The organism is Hylemonella sp. P2_B10 (assembly GCF_056404875.1).
Genome location: NZ_JBFUDE010000001.1, coordinates 765,976 through 783,203, shown reverse-complemented (window position 1 = coordinate 783,203; position 17,228 = coordinate 765,976). Strand labels below are relative to the sequence as shown.

Here is a 17,228-nt window from a genome sequence, read left to right as displayed (position 1 = left end):
CATCCCAACGACAAGGAGACCTTCTCATGCAACGCAGAACCCTCTTGAGCGCCGCTGCCGCAGCCCTGGCCGGCTCAGCCGGCGTCACCTGGGCGCAGAGCGCCGACGGCGTGCTGCGCTGGATCGTGCCCTACCCGGCGGGCGGCGGCACAGACGTGCTGGCGCGCACGGTCAGCGAAGCCATGCACCAGTCCACCGGCCAGCAGGTGGTGGTGGACAACCGGCCCGGTGCTTCCACCAACATTGGCGCCGAGGTGGTGGCGCGCGCCAAGCCCGATGGGCTGACCGTGATGTCGGCCGACAACGCGCTGCTGGCCTTCAACGAGCACCTGTTCCGCAAGCTGCCGTTCAACCCGGAAAAAGACTTCACCTACATCGGTGGCATGGCGCGCATGACGCTGGCGCTGGTGGTGCATCCGGGCTTCGAGGCCAAGACGGCGCAGGATTTCATCAAGTTGGTCAAGGCGCGCCCCGGCCAGGTCAACTACGCGTCGCCCGGCAATGGCTCACCACACCACCTGGCGATGGAGATGTTCAAGTCGCGCACCGGCAGCTTCATCACCCACATCCCCTACCGCGGCGCGGCACCGGCCATGCAGGACCTGATGGGCGGGCAGGTGCAGTGCATGTTCCTGGACCTGGCCGCTGGTCTGCCGGTGATCAAGAGCGGCCGCGTGCGCGCGCTGGCCATCGCTGCGCCGCAGCGTTTTGCCGGTCTGCCCGACGTGCCCACGCTGCGGGAGGTGGGCGTGACAGACGCCGAGGTCTATGCCATCCAGGGCCTGCTGGCGCCGGCCGGGCTGCCGGCCGCACAGGTGGCGCGCATGAACGGCGAATTGAACAAGGCGTTGGCCAGCGCACCGGTGCGCGCCCGCATGGCCGACTTCGGCATGGAGTCACTGGCCGGCACGCCCGACAGCTTCCTCAAACTGGCGCGCGCCGAGTCCGTGCGCTGGGGCAAGCTGATCAAAGAGGTGGGCATCCACCTGGATTGATCCGGCGGGGTCGCAGCCAACGCGGCGCTTACTCGTTCGTGGGAAGTGCTTGGGCGCTTGCCGCAGCCAGGGGTTGGCAGGTGAGTTGTTGGCTGGATGACTTTTCCAGGTCCTGGTGCAGCCCACGGCCGGTCCGGTCAACGGTCAACAATTGCCCTTTGTTGGTCAGGAAGCTCAGCGCCTCGGGCCTGAGCTTCAGGTAGCCCCGGGTGTTGTTGACATAGCCGATATGGCTGGCCATATGGGCCCGCAAAACCAGAGGTTCGCCGTCGGTGCCGGCTACAGGCTTGCAGGAGATGGCCACGTCCACCTTGCCGGGCCGTACGATGGGAAAGTCCGGGCGCGTGATCTCGCTACGGCTGGCGGCGCGATCATGGATGACGACCACCAGCCAGCGGTCCTTTTTTGCCAGTGGTGTGGCGATGGGTTTGCGCAACGCGTCGGTGCACAGCTGCTTTGCCAACTCCTGATCGTAGAAGAAAAAACAGGTCCCGACATCCATGCGTCCCCCTCTGGGGGCATGGGGCTCTATGCTGAGGGCGAGCGCCATCGCCGTGAAAGGCTCGCCTTCGTTCAGCATCTTCAGGGCCTCGTCACGCGCGCTCTGGGTGGGCACCATCAGCACCGAGATGTCCACATAGTGGTTGGGGTAGGGTTCGTCAGCGATGGCCAGCAGGGGCAGGCACAGACAGGCCAGCGCGGCCTGGCGGAGAAGCTTTTTCATTGTTCGTTTGTGACAGCGAGATGAACGATGCGAAATGTAGCATCGTTCATCTCGCTGTCAACAGACAGTCTGGCGCTGGCAGCGCCGGTGCTCGTACGGCCGTTGCCGCCGCCTGCTCAGGCGACCGTGTGCTTGGCCAGCGTGCTGACATCGTCGGCGCCGTGGCCGGCGGCGATCAGCTGGTCCATGCGCGCTGCAATGCCAGGCAGCGCGGCCAGCGGGCGGCCATTGGCGGTCTCCACCATCAGGCGCACGTCCTTGCGCGCCATGGCCATCTCGAAGCTGGGCGTGAACACGCCCTTGGCCATGTTGGCGCCGCGGGTCTTGATCATGGCGTTGAAATCCAGCAGCTCCAGCAGCTTGATGGCGTCGGCGCCGCTGGCCTCGCTGGCCTGGGCCAGCGTCAACACGTCGGCCATCATGGAGGCCATGCCGATGATCATGGCGTTCCCATACAGCTTGTTGACGGCCGCCAGGTCGGGCCGCTCACCCAGGTATTCGACCCGCGTGGCCATCTTGCCCAGTGCGTCCTTGACGCTGTCGAACACCGTTTGCGGCCCGGCGGCCAGGATGGAGCCTTGCCCCAGGCGCGCGGCGGGTGGGCCGATGAACACTGGGCAATGCAGGTAGCGCACACCCATGGCGTTGAGCCGCTGCGCGCGTTCTGCGGTCTGCCGGGGCAGGGTGGTGCTGTGGTCCAGCACGATGGCGTCCGCCGCCAGCCCGGCGCGTGCCTGCGCCAGCACGTCTTCCACCACCGCGTCGTCCTTCAACACCAGGTGCACGCGCTGTGCGCCTTGCACCGCCTCGGCCGGCGTGGCGGCGGCCCGGATGCCGAACTGTGCCAGCGCCTGTGCCTTGTCGGGCGAGCGGTTCCAGGCGGTCACGCTGTCGCCGCGCTTGGCGGCGGCCTCGGCCAGCGCGGCGCCCAGCAGGCCGGTACCCAGGTATGCAATGTTTGCCATGTTGCGTATTCCTTGAAAAGTTGGGAAGAGGAGGGGGCTGAATCGGCGCTCATTCAACCACAGGCGCGCGGCCTTTGCAGGCGGGTTGCGCCCAAGGCCCCAGGACGCATCTCGTTACCAGCTTCACAAGCGGGCAGTGAGCAGGGGCGCGGCGGGGCGCGTTGTACAGGCGTGCGGCGGTCGTCGCTGCACATTGACAAGCTCACACATCAAGGAGTCCGCCATGTTGAACATCAAGCATATCGCCCGCCAGACGCTGGCCGTTTTGGGTGTGGTGGGGGTGCTGGCTTTTGCCGCCGGCAATGCCTCGGCCGCGCGGCAGCCGGTCACCGGTGGCCCCGCCGTGACGGCGCCAGCCCATGCGCAGCATGTGCGCCAGCACCGCCACGCGCACCGCGCAGCCGTGCGCCATGCCCGCCATGGACGGCACCACCATCGCCACCACCACGCGCACCGGGCACATCGCGCCGTCACGCGCTGAAGGCCCAGGGCGCACGCGTAAAGTTTTGTTTCAACGTGGGTGCCGTGGTTGTGCGGCGCCAGGGGCCGGCCTATCATTTTGAAAGTGCCAGAGCTCCTGCTGCGGCACCTCAGGTCTTTCACTCTAACCGGGCACACCATGAAACCCACCACCCGCCTGACGCGCCGCCAGACCTTGCTGCTGGCAGCCGGTGCTGCCGCGTCCGCGCCGGCCTTCAGCCTGGCCGCCAGCCCGGCCAGCCCGACCAGCAGCCAGGCGCAGGCGCTGCATGTGTTGAACCGCCTGGGCTACGGCCCGGTGGCGGGCGATGTGGAACGGGTGGTGCAGATGGGCGTGGACCGCTACATCGCCCAGCAACTGCAGCCCGAGAGCCTGGCGCAGCCCGAAGCGCTGACGCGCCAATTGGCTGCCCTGCAGGTCAGCAAGACCTCGCAGCGCGACCTGGTGGTGGGCTACCGCGAGATCGTGCGCGACGCGGCCCGCGACCAGAGCGAAGAAGCCAAGGCCCGGCGCCGCCAGATGGTGCAGGGCATCAACCTGGAGAGCGGCCAGGCCCGCCTGTGGCAGGCCACGCAGAGCCCGCGCCAGCTGAACGAGGTGATGGTGGACTTCTGGTTCAACCATTTCAACGTCTTCAGCGGCAAAGGTCTGGACCGCGTGCTGGTGGAAAGCTACGAACGCCAGGCCATACGCCCGCACGCCATGGGGCGCTTTCGCGACCTGCTGGTGGCCACTGCACACCACCCGGCCATGCTGTTCTACCTGGACAACTGGCTATCGACCGCGCCCGGCTTCGTGCCGCGCCCAGGTGCGGACGGTGCCGCCGGCCGTGCCACCGGTCTGAACGAGAACTATGCCCGTGAGCTGATGGAGCTGCACACCCTGGGTGTGGATGGCGGCTATACCCAGGCCGATGTGACCCAGCTGGCGCGCATGCTGACCGGCTGGACGCTGAATCCGCGCGCCCGCGGCGGCAGCGATTCGTTGTTTTACTTCGACGCCCGCCGCCACGACACGGGCGACAAGCAGTGGCTGGGCCACAAGGTGGCGCCGGCCGGCCAGGCCGAGGGTGAGTGGGCGTTGGAGGTGCTGGCGGCGCACCCGTCCACGGCCAGGCATGTCAGCTACAAGCTGGCGCAGTATTTCGTCAGCGACCAGCCGCCGCCGGCGCTGGTGGCCAAGCTGGCGCGCCGCTACCAGGACAGTGGCGGTGACGTCCGCGCGGTGCTGGCCACGCTGTTTGACAGCGCCGAATTCCGCGACCCTGCCGTGCACAGTGCCAAGTTCAAGACGCCCTACCACTACCTGGTGTCGGCGGTGCGCGCCTGCGGCGTGCCCGTGACCAATGTGCGTCCTTTGCTGGGCACGGTGGCGCAACTGGGCATGCCGCTGTATGGCTGCCAGACGCCCGACGGTTACAAAAACACCGAGGAAGCCTGGTTGAACCCCGACGCCATCACCCGGCGCATCAACTTCGCCACCGCCTTGGGCACCGGCAAGCTGGCGCTGAATGAGCCGGCGTCCACCGAGGGGGCCGGTGCGCCCATGAACGCCCAAACCCTGCTGGCCACGCTGGGCAGCAGCATCTCGCCCCGAACGCGTGAGGCCGTGCTGCAGTCCGATGAACGGTTGCAGGTGGCGCTGCTGCTGGGCAGCCCGGATTTCATGCGCCGCTGAAAGCAACCCAACCCCAGTTGACCCAAGGAGAGCCGCCATGTTGCGCAGAGACATCTTGAAGACCCTGTCGCTGGCCACCGGTGCCAGCCTGTTGCTGCCACTGGGCAGCAGTGGCTGGGCGGCCGTGGGCGCGCAGCCTGCCAGCGCCACGCCGCCGCGCCGTTTGGTGGTGGTTTTCTTGCGTGGTGCGGTGGACGGCCTGAGTGTGGTGGTGCCCTACGGCGACGCCGCCTACTACCAGGCGCGCGGCAGCATCGCGCTGGCCCGCCCCGGGTTGGAGGGCGGTGTGCTGGATCTGGACGGCCATTTCGGTCTGCACCCGGCGCTTGCCGCCCTGCTGCCGCTGTGGCAGGCCGGCAAACTGGGTTTCGTGCAGGCTTCGGGTTCGCCCGATGTCACCCGTTCGCACTTCGACGCCCAGGACTACATGGAGTCGGCCACGCCCGGGCGCAAGAGCACGCCCGATGGCTGGCTGAACCGCACGCTGGGCGCCTTGCCCGAGCTGGCCCGCGCCACGCCGGCGCGCGCCGTCAGCATAGGCGCGGTGTTGCCGCGCATCTATGCCGGCCGCAACCCGGTGGCCAACATCGCCTCCGGCGCCGCCGCCACCCGACCCACCGTGCTGGACCGCCCGGCGGTGAAGACCGCTTTCGACAAGCTGTATGCCGACGATGACAAGACCGCGCGCGCCTACCACGCCTCGCAGCAGGCGCACCAGGACGTGATGACGGCGCTGGACAGCGGCAATGCCGACAACGGCATGAGCCGCGAGATGATGGCCGCCAACAATGGCGCGCCGCTGCCCAACGGCTTTCCCGACGACGCCGCGCGCCTGGCCAGGTTGATGCGCAACGACGCCCGCGTGCAGATGGCCTTCCTGGCGCTGGGGGGTTGGGACACGCACGCCAACCAGGGGGCGGCCCGCGGCCAGTTGGCCAACCGTCTGGCGCCGCTGGGCCAGGGACTGGCCACGCTGGCCGACGGCCTGGGCCCGGTGTTCAAGGACACCGTGGTGGTGGTGATGTCCGAGTTCGGCCGCACGGTGCGGCAAAACGGCAACGGCGGCACCGACCACGGGCATGGCAATGTGATGTGGGTGCTGGGCGGGCAAGTGGCCGGCGGCAAGGTGCATGGCGCCTGGCCCGGGCTGGACAGCTCCGCGCTGTACGAAGGTCGCGACTTGGCCATCACCACGGACTTCCGGCAGGTGCTGGCGGGGGTCCTCGAACGTCACATGATGCTGACCGATACGCAGCTTTCTGATGTTCTGCCGCAGTTCAGCGGTTCTGCGTCTGCTGGGCTGTTCCGGTTCTGACTGCCCTTCGCGCTGCCGACGCCGCTGGTGCGCGTGGCTACGCGGATGTCCCCCGGCCCTTCGGGCCTCCTCCTTGATTCCGCTCCGCCACACGCCCCAGCGACATCGGGGCCGCTGGTGCGCGTGGCGCCGGTTAAGCCGGCGTACTGGCTGGCACTACCGTCAGCAGTGTCTCACCTGTAGCCACCAGCGTTTCCTTGCCAGCGGCAATGGCAAACAGTTCGCATGCCGTGAACACCTGCGTCTTGCCGGACTTCACCACGCGGGCGCGGGCGATGAAACTGTCACCGACCGCAGGCCGCAGGCAGTTCACTGAGAAGTGCGCTGCCAGCACCCGGCCCACCATGGTGACGGCGGCGAAGCCGCAGGCAGTGTCAATCATCGTGGCCACCAGGCCGGCGTGCAGGAAGCCCGAGTACTGACCCAGTTCCGGGCGCCAGGGCAGGCTGAGCTGAACTGTGCCGGGCTCGGCCTTGTCCACCTGCAGGCCGCACCAGCGGTTGAAGGCGCCAGTATCGTTGATGCCGCGCACGAAGGCCAGCGGGTCGTTGGCGGGGGTGGTGCTCATGCGGCCTCCAGTTGCGGCGCAGCGGTTTGCAGCGCGCGCAGGTTCGCCAGCGTCTTCAGGCAGGCGATGGCCACCTCGCGGCCCTTCTTGACGAAGTGCTCGCTGAAGAAGCGCTGGTGTTCCTCGTGCTCGTGGAAGTTGTGCGGCGTCAACACCGCTGACAGCACCGGCACGCCGTTGTCGAGCTGCACGCGCATCAGGCCGTCGATGACGGCAGCGGCCACGAACTCGTGGCGGTACATGCCGCCGTTGACCACCAGCGCGCAGCAGATGATGGCGTCGTGTTTGCCTGCGGCGGCGAGCTTTTGTGCCAGCAGCGGCAGTTCGAAGGCCCCGGGTACTTCGAACTGCTCGACGCGGATGGGTGGCGAACTTCGCTTGCGCTTGAGTTCGGCCAGCGCGGCGTCGCGCGCCTGGCGCACGATGTCCTCGTGCCAGGTGGAGGAGATGATGGCAATGCGGTTGTAGGTAGTCTGATTCATAGCATGTCCTTGAAAAGGAGGGTTACCAAGAATCAGGGCGCGCGAACGCGTACGCCAGCCAGGGTGCAGGCAGCAGTCCGGTCGCGGTGAGGCGCACAGGCAGCTGCCAGCCCACGGGCTAGCGTGACCAGATCGCGATCTCTTTCATCCGGACTGTGACCGTCGGCCCTGGCATCTCACCAGGTCTGCTGACCCTCGGCAGTCGCCGCTCTCAAAAAGAGAGCATGGATTGCCAAGGCGCTCGCGGGCTCCCGCAGCTTGCGCCACGGATACCGCCGGTGGGGAATTTCGCCCCGCCCTGAGAACGCGCCAGCTCTTTCGAACTGGCCCACAAATTCTATGCAGGGCAGGGTATCGCCGCTGTCACGCCGGCTACATGCGCATGCAAAAGGCCCGCACGAGGCGGGCCTTTTGTTCGCTGCATGGTGGCGTCACATGCCCGCGTAGTTCGGCCCGCCGCCGCCTTCAGGCGTGACCCAGACAATGTTTTGCGTCGGGTCCTTGATGTCGCAGGTCTTGCAGTGCACGCAGTTCTGCGCGTTGATCTGCAGGCGATCGCTGTTGTCTTCGTTCTTGACGAATTCGTACACACCGGCGGGGCAGTAGCGCGCCTCCGGGCCGGCGAACTTGGACAGGTTGACGTTGACCGGGATCGTGTTGTCCTTCAGCGTCAGGTGCGCGGGCTGGTTTTCCTCGTGGTTGGTGTTGCTGATGAACACGCTGCTCAGGCGGTCGAAGGTCAGCTTGCCGTCCGGCTTGGGGTAGACGATGGGCTGGCACTCGGCGGCCGGCTTCAGGTACACGTGGTCGGGCTTCTCGCGGTGGATGGTCCACGGCATCTTGCCCTTCAACAGGAACTGCTCGATGCCGGTCATGAAGGTGGCCACGGTGAAGCCCTTCTTGAACCACTGCTTGAAGTTGCGCGCCTTGTTCAGCTCGGTGAAGAGCCAGCTCTTCTCGAAGGCCTCGGGGTAGGCGCTCAACTCGTCGTGCTGGCGCCCGGCGGTGATGGCGGCAAACGTGGCCTCGGCCGCCAGCATGCCGGTCTTGATGGCGGCGTGGCTGCCCTTGATGCGGCTGGCGTTCAGGTAGCCGGCATCGCAGCCCACCAGTGCGCCACCGGGGAACACCGTCTTGGGCAGCGACAGCAGGCCGCCAGCGGTGATGGCACGCGCGCCATAAGAGATGCGCTTGGCCGGCTTGGCACCGTCCTTGCCCTCAAAGTACCAGCGGATGTTGGGGTGCGTCTTGAAGCGCTGGAATTCCTCGAACGGGCTCAGGTAGGGGTTGCTGTAGTCCAGCCCCACCACGAAGCCGATGACCACCTTGTTATCCGCCATGTGGTACATGAAGGCGCCGCCGTAAGTGGCGTTGTCCAGCGGCCAGCCGGCGCTGTGCAGCGCCAGGCCCGGGGTGTGGCGGGCCGGGTCGATTTCCCACAGCTCCTTGATGCCTATGCCGTAGCTTTGTGGGTCTTTGCCGGCATCGAGCTTGAACTTGGCGATCAACTGCTTGCCCAGGTGGCCACGCGCGCCCTCGGCGAAGACGGTGTACTTGCCGTGCAGCTCCATGCCGAGTTGGAAGTGGTCGGTGGGCTCACCGTCCTTGCCCACACCCATGTTGCCGGTGGCCACGCCCTTGACCGAGCCGTCGGCGTTGTACAGCACCTCGGCGGCGGCAAAGCCGGGGAAGATTTCCACGCCCAGGTTTTCCGCCTGCTGCGCCAGCCAGCGCGTGAAGTCGCCCAGGCTGATGATGTAGTTGCCGTGGTTGTCAAAGCATTGCGGCAGCAGGAAATTGGGCGTGCGCACCGCGCTGGTCTCGCCCAGGAACAGGAAGATGTCGTCCGTCACCGGCTGGTTCAGGGGCGCACCCAGTGCCTTCCAGTTGGGGAACAGTTCGTTGAGTGCCGTCGGGTCCATGATGGCGCCGGACAGGATGTGCGCGCCGGGCTCGGAGCCTTTTTCCAGCACCACCACCGAGACTTCCTTGCCTTGCTCGGCTGCAAGCTGCTTCAGGCGGATCGCCGTGGACAGGCCACCCGGCCCACCGCCGACGACCACCACGTCGTATTCCATGGATTCGCGGGGACCGAACTGGGCCAGAATTTCCTCGTGGGTCATGTTGTTCTCGCTGGATAATGCCTTGAGGATTTTATGCCGTGAAATGCTGCGGGCTGTCGCATGCGTTCCGGGTTTTGTGGAGACTCTCTAAATGGCATACAGCATTGATTTGTCCGGCCGCGTGGCCTTCATCACCGGCGCCTCCAGCGGCCTGGGCGCGCAATTCGCGCTGACGCTGTCGCGCGCGGGTGCTGCCGTGGTGCTGGCCAGCCGCCGGGTGGAAAAGCTCAAAGAGCTGCGCGCCCGCATCGAAGGCGAGGGCGGCGACGCCCATGTGGCTGAGCTGGACGTGACCGATCTGGGTTCCATCCAGTCGGCGGTGGCGCACGCCGAGACCGAGGTGGGCTCGATCGACATCCTGATCAACAACTCCGGCGTCAGCACCACCCAGCGCCTGCAGGACGTGACAGAGGAAGACTACAACTTCATCTTCGACACCAACACCAAGGGCGCCTTCTTCGTCGCCCAAGAGGTGGGCAAGCGCATGCTTGCGCGCGCGCAAGGGTCGGCGCCCGGCACCTTCCTGGGCGGGCGCATCATCAACATCGCCTCCATGGCCGGATTGAAGGTGCTACCGCAGATCGGCGTCTACTGCATGAGCAAGGCCGCCGTGGTGCAGATGACCAAGGCCATGGCGATGGAGTGGGGCCGCTTTGGCATCAACGTCAATGCCATCTGCCCCGGCTACATCGACACCGAGATCAACCACCACCACTGGAAGACCGAGCAGGGGCAGAAACTGATCAGCATGCTGCCGCGCCGCCGCGTCGGCAGCCCGAAGGACCTGGACGCGGTGCTGGTGATGCTGTGCGCCAACGAGAGCCATTTCGTCAATGGGGCGGTGATCGCCGCCGACGACGGATTCGGGGTCTGATCGGCCCATGAAGATTGCGATCCCTGAGCGGAAGAAACTCGTCTTCGAGCTCCGCATGCCCATACGCTGGGGCGACATGGACGCCATGGGCCATGTCAACAACACCAGCTATTTCCGCTACCTGGAGACCACCCGCATCGACTGGCTGTACGCCATCGACTGCGTGCCCGGCCCGCAGGGTGTGGGACCGGTCATCGCCAACGCTTTTTGCAACTTCTACAGGCAGTTGGAGTACCCGGGTGACATCCTGGTGAAGATGTATGCCAGCGATCCGGCGCGCACCACCTTCGAGACCTGGGGCACGATAGAGCGGTTGGATCAGCCCGGTGTGATCTACGCCGCCGGCGGCGCCACCACCATCTGGGTGGATTTCCCGTCGCAGAAGGCGGTGGATTTGCCGGCTTGGGTGCGCGAACTGGTCAGTGCTTGATCACCACCAGCACCGTCACGACCACCGCACTGAGCAGCATCACCAGGTACAGCAGGCGGTGCACGTCGTCCGGTGGCTTGGGCACCGACCAGGCTTCGATGAATGGGCGGCCGAAGTAGATGCGCACGCGTTCCAGCCGGCGCCGGCCGGCGACGATGGAGAACTGCAGCCTTTTCACCGCCACCAGCCCGCTGATGCACACCGCCCACGACAGCACCAGCGGCAACCAGCCCTGCCAGCTGTTGGTCGGGTCCATGCTGGGCTGGTACGAGATGTACAGCAGCGCCGCGTAGATGGCCAGCGCGTACGAGGTGGTGGACCATTGCTGGTGGGTGAACATCGCGATGTCGGAGATGCTGGTCTGGTACAGCATGCGCAGCTCATCGCGGTCAGCGGGGGTCAGTTCTGGGGGGAGTGTCGAGTCCGTGGCCATGGTGTGGAGCGAAGCGTTGAGCGATCCCTGGAGTATTAGGCTTTTTTAGGCTTCGGCACCCGACCCAGCAGATAAAACTCGGGGTTGGGCTGCATGTTGGAGAAGCTGGCCATGCGGTTGGACAAGCCGAAAAAGGCGGTGATGGCGGCGATGTCCCAGATGTCCTCGTCGCTGAATCCGTGCGCGTGCAGCGGCGCGAAGTCGTCGTCACCGATTTCATCCGAGCGCAGGCAGACCTTCATGGCGAAATCCAGCATGGCGCGCTGGCGCGGCGGGATGTCGGCTTTGCGGTAGTTCACCGCCACCTGGTCGGCCACCAGCGGCTTTTTCTCATGGATGCGCAGAATGGCGCCGTGCGCCACCACGCAATACAGGCATTTGTTGGCCGCGCTGGTGGTGGTGACGATCATCTCGCGCTCGCCCTTGGTCAGGCCCGAGTCCTCCTTCAGCATCAGCGCATCGTGGTAAGCGAAGAAGGCACGCCACTCAGCCGGCCGGCGCGCCAACGCCAGGAACACATTGGGCACGAAGCCGGACTTCTCCTGCACCTCCAGGATGCGCAGGCGAATGTCCTCTGGAACTTCGTCCAAGGTGGGGGCAGGGTAGCGCTCGGCCATGTTCAGTCGGCGCGGACGGCCTCGACCTGGATCTTCAGCTTCACCTGGTCACCGATGCCGGGCAGGCCGTACTTCATGCCGTAATCGCTGCGCAGCAGCGTGGTCTCGAAGTCGCCACCGCACACCTCCTTCTTGCTGGCAGGGTGCTCGCGGCAGCCGAACAGGTTGGCCTTCAGCGTCACCGGGCGGGTCTGGCCGAGCAGCGTCAGGGTGCCGGAAACGGATGCCACCTTGGCGCCGTCATAGGTGAACTTGTCGCCGACGAACTTGATGGTGGGGAATTCGGCCGCGTTGAAGAAGTCCTTGCTCTTCAGATGGGTGTCCAGCGGCGCCACGCCGGTGTCTATGGAGGTGGCGTCCACCGTGATCTCCACGCTGCCAGTTTTGGCCGCGCGGTCCCAGGTGATCTTGCCTTCCTTCTTGTTCCAGCGGCCGTGGCTGCTGCTGGTGCCCAGGTGGCCGACCTCGAAGTAGATCTGGGTATGGGAGGGGTCCAGGTTCATGGACACGCTTTGGGCCTGGGCCGTCATGCCCACGGCGGCCAGCGCCGCGCACAGCAGGAGTTGCTTCATTGTGGATTCAGATCTTGGGGGTTGAAGGTTTGGAGACTACCGGGCGCAATGTACCACTCCTGTGTGGCCCCTGCACATCCGGCGCCCGGATGGCTGCCGTTCAGCCCGCCATCAGCTTGTGCACCAGGTCGCCGGTGTTGGAGGCCTTGTACTTGTGCATCAGCCGGGCCCGGTACACCTCCACCGTGCGGTGGCTGATGGCCAGCGCCTTGCCGATCTCCTTCGAGGTCAGCCCTTCCATCAGGTAGGCCGCCACCTCGCGTTCGCGCGCCGTCAGCTCGGCCTTCACCGGCCGGCGCGAGGACAGGTCTTCGAAGGTCCAGATGCCCGCCGCATGGGGTGACTGCGGGTCGAACGACTTGCCGGTCACATGGCACCAGAAGGTTTCGCCGCTGGCGCGCTTCATGATGCGGTTGTCGGCGTAGCTGCCGTCGCGGTTCATGATGGGGGTGATGCGCGCGCCGGTGCGCTCGTACTCGGCCACGCTGGGGTACAGCACCAAAAATGAGGCGCCCACCAGCACTTCCTTGGAGGTGCCGAACATCTCGCACAAATACTGATTGCAGGCCACAATATTGCGGTTGCGCGACACCACCAGGCCCACCGGGGCGAGGTCGAAGACGGCGTGGTAATCCAGTTCCATGGGGTTGACTTAGGGTTAGGCTTTACGGAGAACTACGTAATAGGATACGTAGTATCGTACGACACCTGGTTTTCAAGGAGTTCAGCATGAACAAGGTGTATCCCAATGCCACCGCGGCGCTGGCCGGCGTGGCGAAGGACGGCCAGTTGCTGGCGGTCGGCGGTTTTGGCTTGTGCGGCATCCCCGAGGCCTTGATTGACGCGCTGCGTGACAGCGGCGCCAAGGGCCTGACGGTGATCTCCAACAATGCCGGGGTCGACGGTTTTGGTCTGGGCAAGCTGCTGGAGACGCGGCAGATCCAGAAAATGATCTCCAGCTACGTGGGCGAGAACAAGGAGTTCGAGCGCCAATACCTGGCCGGCGAGCTGGAACTTGAATTCACCCCCCAGGGCACGCTGGCTGAGAAGCTGCGCGCCGGTGGTGCTGGCATCCCGGCCTTCTTTACCAAGACCGGCGTCGGCACCATCGTGGCCGATGGCAAGGAGTTGCGCGATTTCGACGGCGAAACCTATGTGATGGAGCGCGCGCTGGTGCCCGACGTGTCGCTGGTCAAGGCCGCCGTGGCCGACAAGTCCGGCAACCTGCGTTTCAACCTGACGGCGCGCAATTTCAACCCGGCCGCCGCCATGGCCGGCAAGGTCTGCATCGCCGAGGTGGAGCAGATCGTCGAGGTTGGCGAACTGGCGCCTGACGACATCCACCTGCCGGGCATCTACGTGCACCGGATCGTGCTCAATGCAACGCCGGAAAAGCGCATTGAGAAGAGAACCATCACTGAAAAGACGGGGGCTTGACCATGGCCTGGACACAAGACCAGATGGCGGCGCGCGCCGCCCAGGAGCTGGAAGACGGTTTCTACGTCAACCTCGGCATCGGCATTCCCACGCTGGTGGCCAACCACGTGCCATCGACCAAGGAAGTGTGGCTGCAGTCGGAAAACGGCATGCTGGGCATTGGCCCGTTCCCCACCGAGGACGAGGTGGACGCCGATCTGATCAATGCTGGCAAGCAGACCGTCACCACCATTCCCGGCTCGTCCATTTTCGGCAGCCACGACAGCTTTGCGATGATTCGCGGCGGCAAGATCAACCTCAGCATCCTGGGCGCCATGCAGGTCAGCGAAAAGGGCGACCTGGCCAACTGGATGATCCCCGGCAAGATGGTCAAGGGCATGGGCGGCGCCATGGACCTGGTGGCCGGCGTCAAGCGCGTCATCGTGCTGATGGAGCATGTGGCCAAGAAGAAGGATGGCACGGTGGACCTGAAGGTGTTGCCTACCTGCACGCTGCCGTTGACCGGCGTGGGCGTGGTGGACCGCATCATCACCGACCTGGGCGTGATGGACGTGACACCAGCCGGCCTGAAGCTGGTTGAATTGGCCGATGGCGTCAGCCGGGAGGACATCCAGTCCAAGACCGGCGTGACGCTGATCTGACCCTTGACCGCATGACCGGTCCTGGCCCATGGGTTTTTCCGCATAGGCCAGGGTCCGGTTTGCCTACACCATCCATACCATGAGCAGCGACACCATTCTCGAGACACGCGAGCTGACCAAGGAGTTCAAGGGCTTCGTCGCGGTGGACCGCGTCAACCTGAAGGTGCGCCGCGGTTCTATCCACGCCCTGATCGGCCCCAACGGCGCCGGCAAGACCACCTGCTTCAACCTGCTGACCAAGTTTCTCAGTCCCACCAGCGGCAGCATCCTGTTCAATGGCGAGGACATCACGGCCGAGGCGCCGGCCCATATCGCGCGCCGGGGCATCATCCGCTCGTTCCAGATTTCGGCGGTGTTCCCGCACCTCTCCGTGCTGGAAAACGTGCGCGTGGCGCTGCAGCGCAAGCTGGGTACCTCGTTCCACTTCTGGCGGCCGGAGAAAAGCCTGAACATCCTCAACGATCGGGCCATGGAGCTGCTGCACGCGGTGGACCTGGAGCCCTATGCCGGCACGCCGACGGTGGAGCTGAGCTACGGCCGCAAGCGCGCGCTGGAGATTGCCACCACGCTGGCGATGGAGCCCGAGTTGATGCTGCTGGACGAGCCCACGCAGGGCATGGGCCTGGAGGACGTGGACCGCATACGCCAGCTGATCAAGAAGGTGGCTGCCAACCGCACCGTGCTGATGGTGGAGCACAACATGAGCGTGGTCTCCAGCATTGCCGACTTCATCACCGTGCTGGCGCGCGGCGCCACGCTGGCCGAGGGGCCGTACGAGCAGGTGTCGAAGAACCCGGCGGTGATCGAGGCCTACATGGGCACGGCCGAAACTGAACTGGTGGGGGCGCACTGACATGGCACAGGCATTTCTCGAAGTGCGCGACCTGCATGGCTGGTATGGCGAATCGCATGTCCTGCACGGCGTGAACTTCAGCGTGCAGGAGGGCGAGGTGGTGACGCTGCTGGGGCGCAATGGTGCCGGGCGCACCAGCACCATGCGCGCCATCATGGGCTTGATCGGCAGCCGCAAGGGCTCCATCAAGATCCACGGCAGCGAAACCATCAACCTGGCCACGCACAGGATCGCGCGGCTCGGTGTGGGCTATTGCCCGGAGGAGCGCGGCATTTTCTCCAGCCTGTCGGCGCAGGAAAACCTGATGCTGCCGCCGGTGCTGAAGGATGGCGGCATGGGTGTGGACGAAATCTACGGCATGTTCCCCAACCTGAAGGAACGCGCCAACAGCCAGGGCACGCGCCTGTCCGGCGGCGAGCAGCAGATGCTGGCGGTGGCGCGCATCCTGCGCACCGGCGCGCGCCTGCTGCTGCTGGACGAAATCTCGGAAGGCCTGGCGCCGGTGATCGTGCAGAAGCTGGCCGAGATGGTCAAGCTGCTGCGTGCCAAGGGCTACACGATTGTGATGGTGGAGCAGAATTTCCGCTTTGCCGCGCCGCTGGCCGACCGCTTTTTCGTCATGGAGCACGGGGAGATCCTGCAGGAGTTCACGCAGGCCGAACTGCCCGGGCGTCAGGCCAAGTTGCATGAGTATTTGGGCGTGTAAGTGAGTTGAGCGCGCCCCGCTTTTTTTCTGTGTTTGACAGCAACCTGAAGGAGACAACGATGAAATTGAAGAAACTCGCCAGCGCCTGCGCCCTGGCATTCACCGGCGCCATGTTGGCCCACGCCCCGGCCCAGGCCCAGGTGTCCGGCGACGTGATCCGTATCGGCATCATCACCGACATGTCGGGCGTGTACTCCGACATCGACGGTCCTGCCGGCGCCGAAGCCATCAAGATGGCCATCGCCGACATGGGCGGCGCCATTAACGGCAAGAAGATCGAGCTGGTGGTGGCCGACCACCAGAACAAACCCGATGTGGCCGCCGCCAAGGCGCGCGAGTGGTTCGACACCCAGGGCTTGGACATGCTGGTGGGCGGCACCAACTCCGGCACCGGCCTGGCCATGGCCAAGGTCGCCGCCGAGAAGAAGAAGCTGTTCATCTCGGTGGGTGCCGCCACCGCCGCGCTGACCAACGACCAGTGCAACCCCTACACCATCCACTGGGCCTATGACACCGTGGCACTCGCCAAGGGCACCGGCAACGCCGTGGTCAAGGCCGGCGGCAAGAGCTGGTATTTCCTCACCGCTGACTATGCCTTTGGTGCCCAGCTGCAAAACGACACCTCCAACATCGTCAAGGCCGCTGGTGGCACGGTGGTCGGCTCGGTCAAGCACCCGCTGGCAGCCAGCGATTTCTCGTCTTTCCTGTTGCAGGCGCAGTCCAGCAAGGCGCAGATCCTGGGCCTGGCCAATGCCGGTGGCGACACCATCAACTCCATCAAGGCGGCCAACGAGTTCGGCATCACCAAGACCATGAAGCTGGCTGGGCTGCTGATGTTCATCAACGACATCCACTCGCTGGGTCTGAAGGCCACCGAGGGCATGTACCTGACCGACAGCTGGTACTGGAACAAGGACGCCGAGGCACGCGCCTGGAGCCGCAAGTTCTTCGAGAAGATCAAGCGCATGCCGTCCTCGCTGCAGGCCGCCGACTACTCTGCTGCCCTGCAGTACCTGAACGCCGTCAAGGCGGCCGGTACGGACGACGCCGACAAGGTGATGGCCCAGCTCAAGAAGATGAAGTTCAACGACGTCTTCGTCAAGGGCGGCTGGCTGCGCGCCGATGGCAGCATGATCCATGACATGTACCTGATGCAGGTGAAGTCACCGGCCCAGTCCAACGAGCCGTGGGATTACTACACCGTGGCCCACACCTTCAAGGGCGAAGAGGCCTGGACCACCAAGGCCGAAACCAAGTGCGCGCTGTGGAAGTAAGCCAGCGTTGAACAGACCACGTGCCCCGGTGGGCGACTGCCGGGGCACGCGGACGTAAGCA

20 protein-coding genes and 1 riboswitch are annotated in these 17,228 nt (G+C 65.3%); of the genes, 11 read left to right on the top strand and 9 right to left on the bottom strand.

The genetic code is table 11. The features are described 5' to 3' along the window. Positions 1-26: 26 nt before the first annotated feature. Complete coding sequence (locus AC1DX2_RS03795; protein ID WP_477194951.1) at positions 27-995, top strand: Bug family tripartite tricarboxylate transporter substrate binding protein; 969 nt, start codon at positions 27-29, stop codon at positions 993-995. Positions 996-1,023: 28 nt separating this feature from the next. Here the strand turns inward: AC1DX2_RS03795 and AC1DX2_RS03790 are convergent, their stop codons facing one another. Together AC1DX2_RS03790 and AC1DX2_RS03785 are read right to left on the bottom strand one after the other, a co-directional pair. Then, positions 1,024-1,632, bottom strand: coding sequence for a hypothetical protein (locus AC1DX2_RS03790; RefSeq protein WP_477194950.1), 609 nt, complete (start codon positions 1,630-1,632; stop codon positions 1,024-1,026). A gap of 203 nt (positions 1,633-1,835) precedes the next feature. Next, a complete protein-coding gene (locus AC1DX2_RS03785; RefSeq protein WP_477194949.1) occupies positions 1,836-2,684 on the bottom strand; it encodes an NAD(P)-dependent oxidoreductase in 849 nt (282 codons plus the stop codon). A gap of 223 nt (positions 2,685-2,907) precedes the next feature. Here AC1DX2_RS03785 and AC1DX2_RS03780 point away from each other — a divergent pair, with 223 nt between their 5' ends. The 3 genes from AC1DX2_RS03780 (at position 2,908) to AC1DX2_RS03770 (ending at position 6,157) form a co-directional block, all read left to right on the top strand. After that, positions 2,908-3,165 carry a hypothetical protein gene (locus tag AC1DX2_RS03780; RefSeq protein WP_477194948.1) on the top strand — a complete coding sequence of 86 codons (258 nt, stop codon included), beginning with the start codon at positions 2,908-2,910 and terminating at the stop codon, positions 3,163-3,165. Between the two features lie 138 nt (positions 3,166-3,303). After that, positions 3,304-4,842 (top strand): DUF1800 domain-containing protein, encoded by a 1,539-nt coding sequence (locus AC1DX2_RS03775; RefSeq protein ID WP_477194947.1) that lies wholly within the window; start codon positions 3,304-3,306, stop codon positions 4,840-4,842. Positions 4,843-4,879: 37 nt separating this feature from the next. Further along, entirely contained in the window at positions 4,880-6,157 is a 1,278-nt protein-coding gene (locus tag AC1DX2_RS03770) for a DUF1501 domain-containing protein (protein WP_477194946.1), read from the top strand. 133 nt (positions 6,158-6,290) lie between these two features. On the opposite strand, the gene AC1DX2_RS03765 is transcribed toward AC1DX2_RS03770, so the two are convergent. The 3 genes from AC1DX2_RS03765 to AC1DX2_RS03755 form a co-directional block, all read right to left on the bottom strand. Next, positions 6,291-6,725: a PaaI family thioesterase gene (locus tag AC1DX2_RS03765; RefSeq protein WP_477194945.1), complete on the bottom strand. Its 435-nt coding sequence runs from the start codon at positions 6,723-6,725 to the stop codon at positions 6,291-6,293. Continuing rightward, complete coding sequence (locus AC1DX2_RS03760) at positions 6,722-7,207, bottom strand: 6,7-dimethyl-8-ribityllumazine synthase (protein ID WP_477194944.1); 486 nt, start codon at positions 7,205-7,207, stop codon at positions 6,722-6,724. The genes AC1DX2_RS03765 and AC1DX2_RS03760 overlap by 4 nt, the downstream gene beginning before the upstream one ends. Before the next feature lie 132 nt (positions 7,208-7,339). Continuing rightward, a riboswitch (FMN riboswitch) is annotated at positions 7,340-7,517 on the bottom strand. A 121-nt stretch (positions 7,518-7,638) separates the two neighbouring features. Next, positions 7,639-9,330: an electron transfer flavoprotein-ubiquinone oxidoreductase gene (locus AC1DX2_RS03755; protein WP_477194943.1), complete on the bottom strand. Its 1,692-nt coding sequence runs from the start codon at positions 9,328-9,330 to the stop codon at positions 7,639-7,641. A gap of 91 nt (positions 9,331-9,421) precedes the next feature. Between AC1DX2_RS03755 and AC1DX2_RS03750 the strand changes: the two genes are divergently transcribed. Together AC1DX2_RS03750 and AC1DX2_RS03745 are read left to right on the top strand one after the other, a co-directional pair. Continuing rightward, on the top strand, positions 9,422-10,204 hold the full coding sequence (locus AC1DX2_RS03750; protein ID WP_477194942.1) for an SDR family oxidoreductase: 783 nt from the start codon (positions 9,422-9,424) through the stop codon (positions 10,202-10,204). Between the two features lie 7 nt (positions 10,205-10,211). Then, positions 10,212-10,634: an acyl-CoA thioesterase gene (locus AC1DX2_RS03745; RefSeq protein ID WP_477194941.1), complete on the top strand. Its 423-nt coding sequence runs from the start codon at positions 10,212-10,214 to the stop codon at positions 10,632-10,634. On the opposite strand, the gene AC1DX2_RS03740 is transcribed toward AC1DX2_RS03745, so the two are convergent. The 4 genes from AC1DX2_RS03740 to AC1DX2_RS03725 all read right to left on the bottom strand — a co-directional run bounded on the left by AC1DX2_RS03740 (position 10,624) and on the right by AC1DX2_RS03725 (position 12,899). Further along, on the bottom strand, positions 10,624-11,067 hold the full coding sequence (locus tag AC1DX2_RS03740; RefSeq protein WP_477194940.1) for a hypothetical protein: 444 nt from the start codon (positions 11,065-11,067) through the stop codon (positions 10,624-10,626). The genes AC1DX2_RS03745 and AC1DX2_RS03740 overlap by 11 nt on opposite strands. Positions 11,068-11,102: 35 nt before the next feature. Beyond that, on the bottom strand, positions 11,103-11,684 hold the full coding sequence (locus AC1DX2_RS03735; RefSeq protein ID WP_477194939.1) for a peroxidase-related enzyme: 582 nt from the start codon (positions 11,682-11,684) through the stop codon (positions 11,103-11,105). Between the two features lie 2 nt (positions 11,685-11,686). Continuing rightward, positions 11,687-12,256, bottom strand: a complete 570-nt coding sequence (locus AC1DX2_RS03730; protein ID WP_477194938.1) for a YceI family protein — start codon at positions 12,254-12,256, stop codon at positions 11,687-11,689. 100 nt (positions 12,257-12,356) lie between these two features. Further along, positions 12,357-12,899: a LuxR C-terminal-related transcriptional regulator gene (locus AC1DX2_RS03725; RefSeq protein ID WP_477194937.1), complete on the bottom strand. Its 543-nt coding sequence runs from the start codon at positions 12,897-12,899 to the stop codon at positions 12,357-12,359. A gap of 86 nt (positions 12,900-12,985) precedes the next feature. On the opposite strand from AC1DX2_RS03725, the gene AC1DX2_RS03720 reads away from it, so the two are divergent. From AC1DX2_RS03720 to AC1DX2_RS03700, 5 genes are all read left to right on the top strand, one after another. After that, positions 12,986-13,693: a CoA transferase subunit A gene (locus AC1DX2_RS03720; RefSeq protein ID WP_477194936.1), complete on the top strand. Its 708-nt coding sequence runs from the start codon at positions 12,986-12,988 to the stop codon at positions 13,691-13,693. A gap of 2 nt (positions 13,694-13,695) precedes the next feature. After that, on the top strand, positions 13,696-14,334 hold the full coding sequence (locus AC1DX2_RS03715) for a 3-oxoacid CoA-transferase subunit B (protein ID WP_477194935.1): 639 nt from the start codon (positions 13,696-13,698) through the stop codon (positions 14,332-14,334). A 79-nt stretch (positions 14,335-14,413) separates the two neighbouring features. After that, positions 14,414-15,187 (top strand): ABC transporter ATP-binding protein, encoded by a 774-nt coding sequence (locus AC1DX2_RS03710; protein ID WP_477194934.1) that lies wholly within the window; start codon positions 14,414-14,416, stop codon positions 15,185-15,187. A 1-nt stretch (position 15,188) separates the two neighbouring features. Beyond that, positions 15,189-15,893 carry an ABC transporter ATP-binding protein gene (locus AC1DX2_RS03705; RefSeq protein WP_477194933.1) on the top strand — a complete coding sequence of 235 codons (705 nt, stop codon included), beginning with the start codon at positions 15,189-15,191 and terminating at the stop codon, positions 15,891-15,893. Between the two features lie 59 nt (positions 15,894-15,952). After that, positions 15,953-17,167 carry an ABC transporter substrate-binding protein gene (locus AC1DX2_RS03700; protein ID WP_477194932.1) on the top strand — a complete coding sequence of 405 codons (1,215 nt, stop codon included), beginning with the start codon at positions 15,953-15,955 and terminating at the stop codon, positions 17,165-17,167. The last annotated feature ends 61 nt before the right edge of the window (positions 17,168-17,228 follow it).

What these genes read in the sequence shown, in the direction of transcription:
- AC1DX2_RS03795 (WP_477194951.1), top strand. Translation starts at nt 27, where the DNA reads ATGCAACGCAGAACCCTCTTGAGCGCCGCTGCCGCAGCCCTGGCCGGC.
- AC1DX2_RS03785 (WP_477194949.1), bottom strand. Translation starts at nt 2,684, where the DNA reads ATGGCAAACATTGCATACCTGGGTACCGGCCTGCTGGGCGCCGCGCTG.
- AC1DX2_RS03780 (WP_477194948.1), top strand. Translation starts at nt 2,908, where the DNA reads ATGTTGAACATCAAGCATATCGCCCGCCAGACGCTGGCCGTTTTGGGT.
- AC1DX2_RS03775 (WP_477194947.1), top strand. Translation starts at nt 3,304, where the DNA reads ATGAAACCCACCACCCGCCTGACGCGCCGCCAGACCTTGCTGCTGGCA.
- AC1DX2_RS03770 (WP_477194946.1), top strand. Translation starts at nt 4,880, where the DNA reads ATGTTGCGCAGAGACATCTTGAAGACCCTGTCGCTGGCCACCGGTGCC.
- AC1DX2_RS03765 (WP_477194945.1), bottom strand. Translation starts at nt 6,725, where the DNA reads ATGAGCACCACCCCCGCCAACGACCCGCTGGCCTTCGTGCGCGGCATC.
- AC1DX2_RS03760 (WP_477194944.1), bottom strand. Translation starts at nt 7,207, where the DNA reads ATGAATCAGACTACCTACAACCGCATTGCCATCATCTCCTCCACCTGG.
- AC1DX2_RS03755 (WP_477194943.1), bottom strand. Translation starts at nt 9,330, where the DNA reads ATGACCCACGAGGAAATTCTGGCCCAGTTCGGTCCCCGCGAATCCATG.
- AC1DX2_RS03750 (WP_477194942.1), top strand. Translation starts at nt 9,422, where the DNA reads ATGGCATACAGCATTGATTTGTCCGGCCGCGTGGCCTTCATCACCGGC.
- AC1DX2_RS03745 (WP_477194941.1), top strand. Translation starts at nt 10,212, where the DNA reads ATGAAGATTGCGATCCCTGAGCGGAAGAAACTCGTCTTCGAGCTCCGC.
- AC1DX2_RS03740 (WP_477194940.1), bottom strand. Translation starts at nt 11,067, where the DNA reads ATGGCCACGGACTCGACACTCCCCCCAGAACTGACCCCCGCTGACCGC.
- AC1DX2_RS03735 (WP_477194939.1), bottom strand. Translation starts at nt 11,684, where the DNA reads ATGGCCGAGCGCTACCCTGCCCCCACCTTGGACGAAGTTCCAGAGGAC.
- AC1DX2_RS03730 (WP_477194938.1), bottom strand. Translation starts at nt 12,256, where the DNA reads ATGAAGCAACTCCTGCTGTGCGCGGCGCTGGCCGCCGTGGGCATGACG.
- AC1DX2_RS03725 (WP_477194937.1), bottom strand. Translation starts at nt 12,899, where the DNA reads ATGGAACTGGATTACCACGCCGTCTTCGACCTCGCCCCGGTGGGCCTG.
- AC1DX2_RS03720 (WP_477194936.1), top strand. Translation starts at nt 12,986, where the DNA reads ATGAACAAGGTGTATCCCAATGCCACCGCGGCGCTGGCCGGCGTGGCG.
- AC1DX2_RS03715 (WP_477194935.1), top strand. Translation starts at nt 13,696, where the DNA reads ATGGCCTGGACACAAGACCAGATGGCGGCGCGCGCCGCCCAGGAGCTG.
- AC1DX2_RS03710 (WP_477194934.1), top strand. Translation starts at nt 14,414, where the DNA reads ATGAGCAGCGACACCATTCTCGAGACACGCGAGCTGACCAAGGAGTTC.
- AC1DX2_RS03705 (WP_477194933.1), top strand. Translation starts at nt 15,189, where the DNA reads ATGGCACAGGCATTTCTCGAAGTGCGCGACCTGCATGGCTGGTATGGC.
- AC1DX2_RS03700 (WP_477194932.1), top strand. Translation starts at nt 15,953, where the DNA reads ATGAAATTGAAGAAACTCGCCAGCGCCTGCGCCCTGGCATTCACCGGC.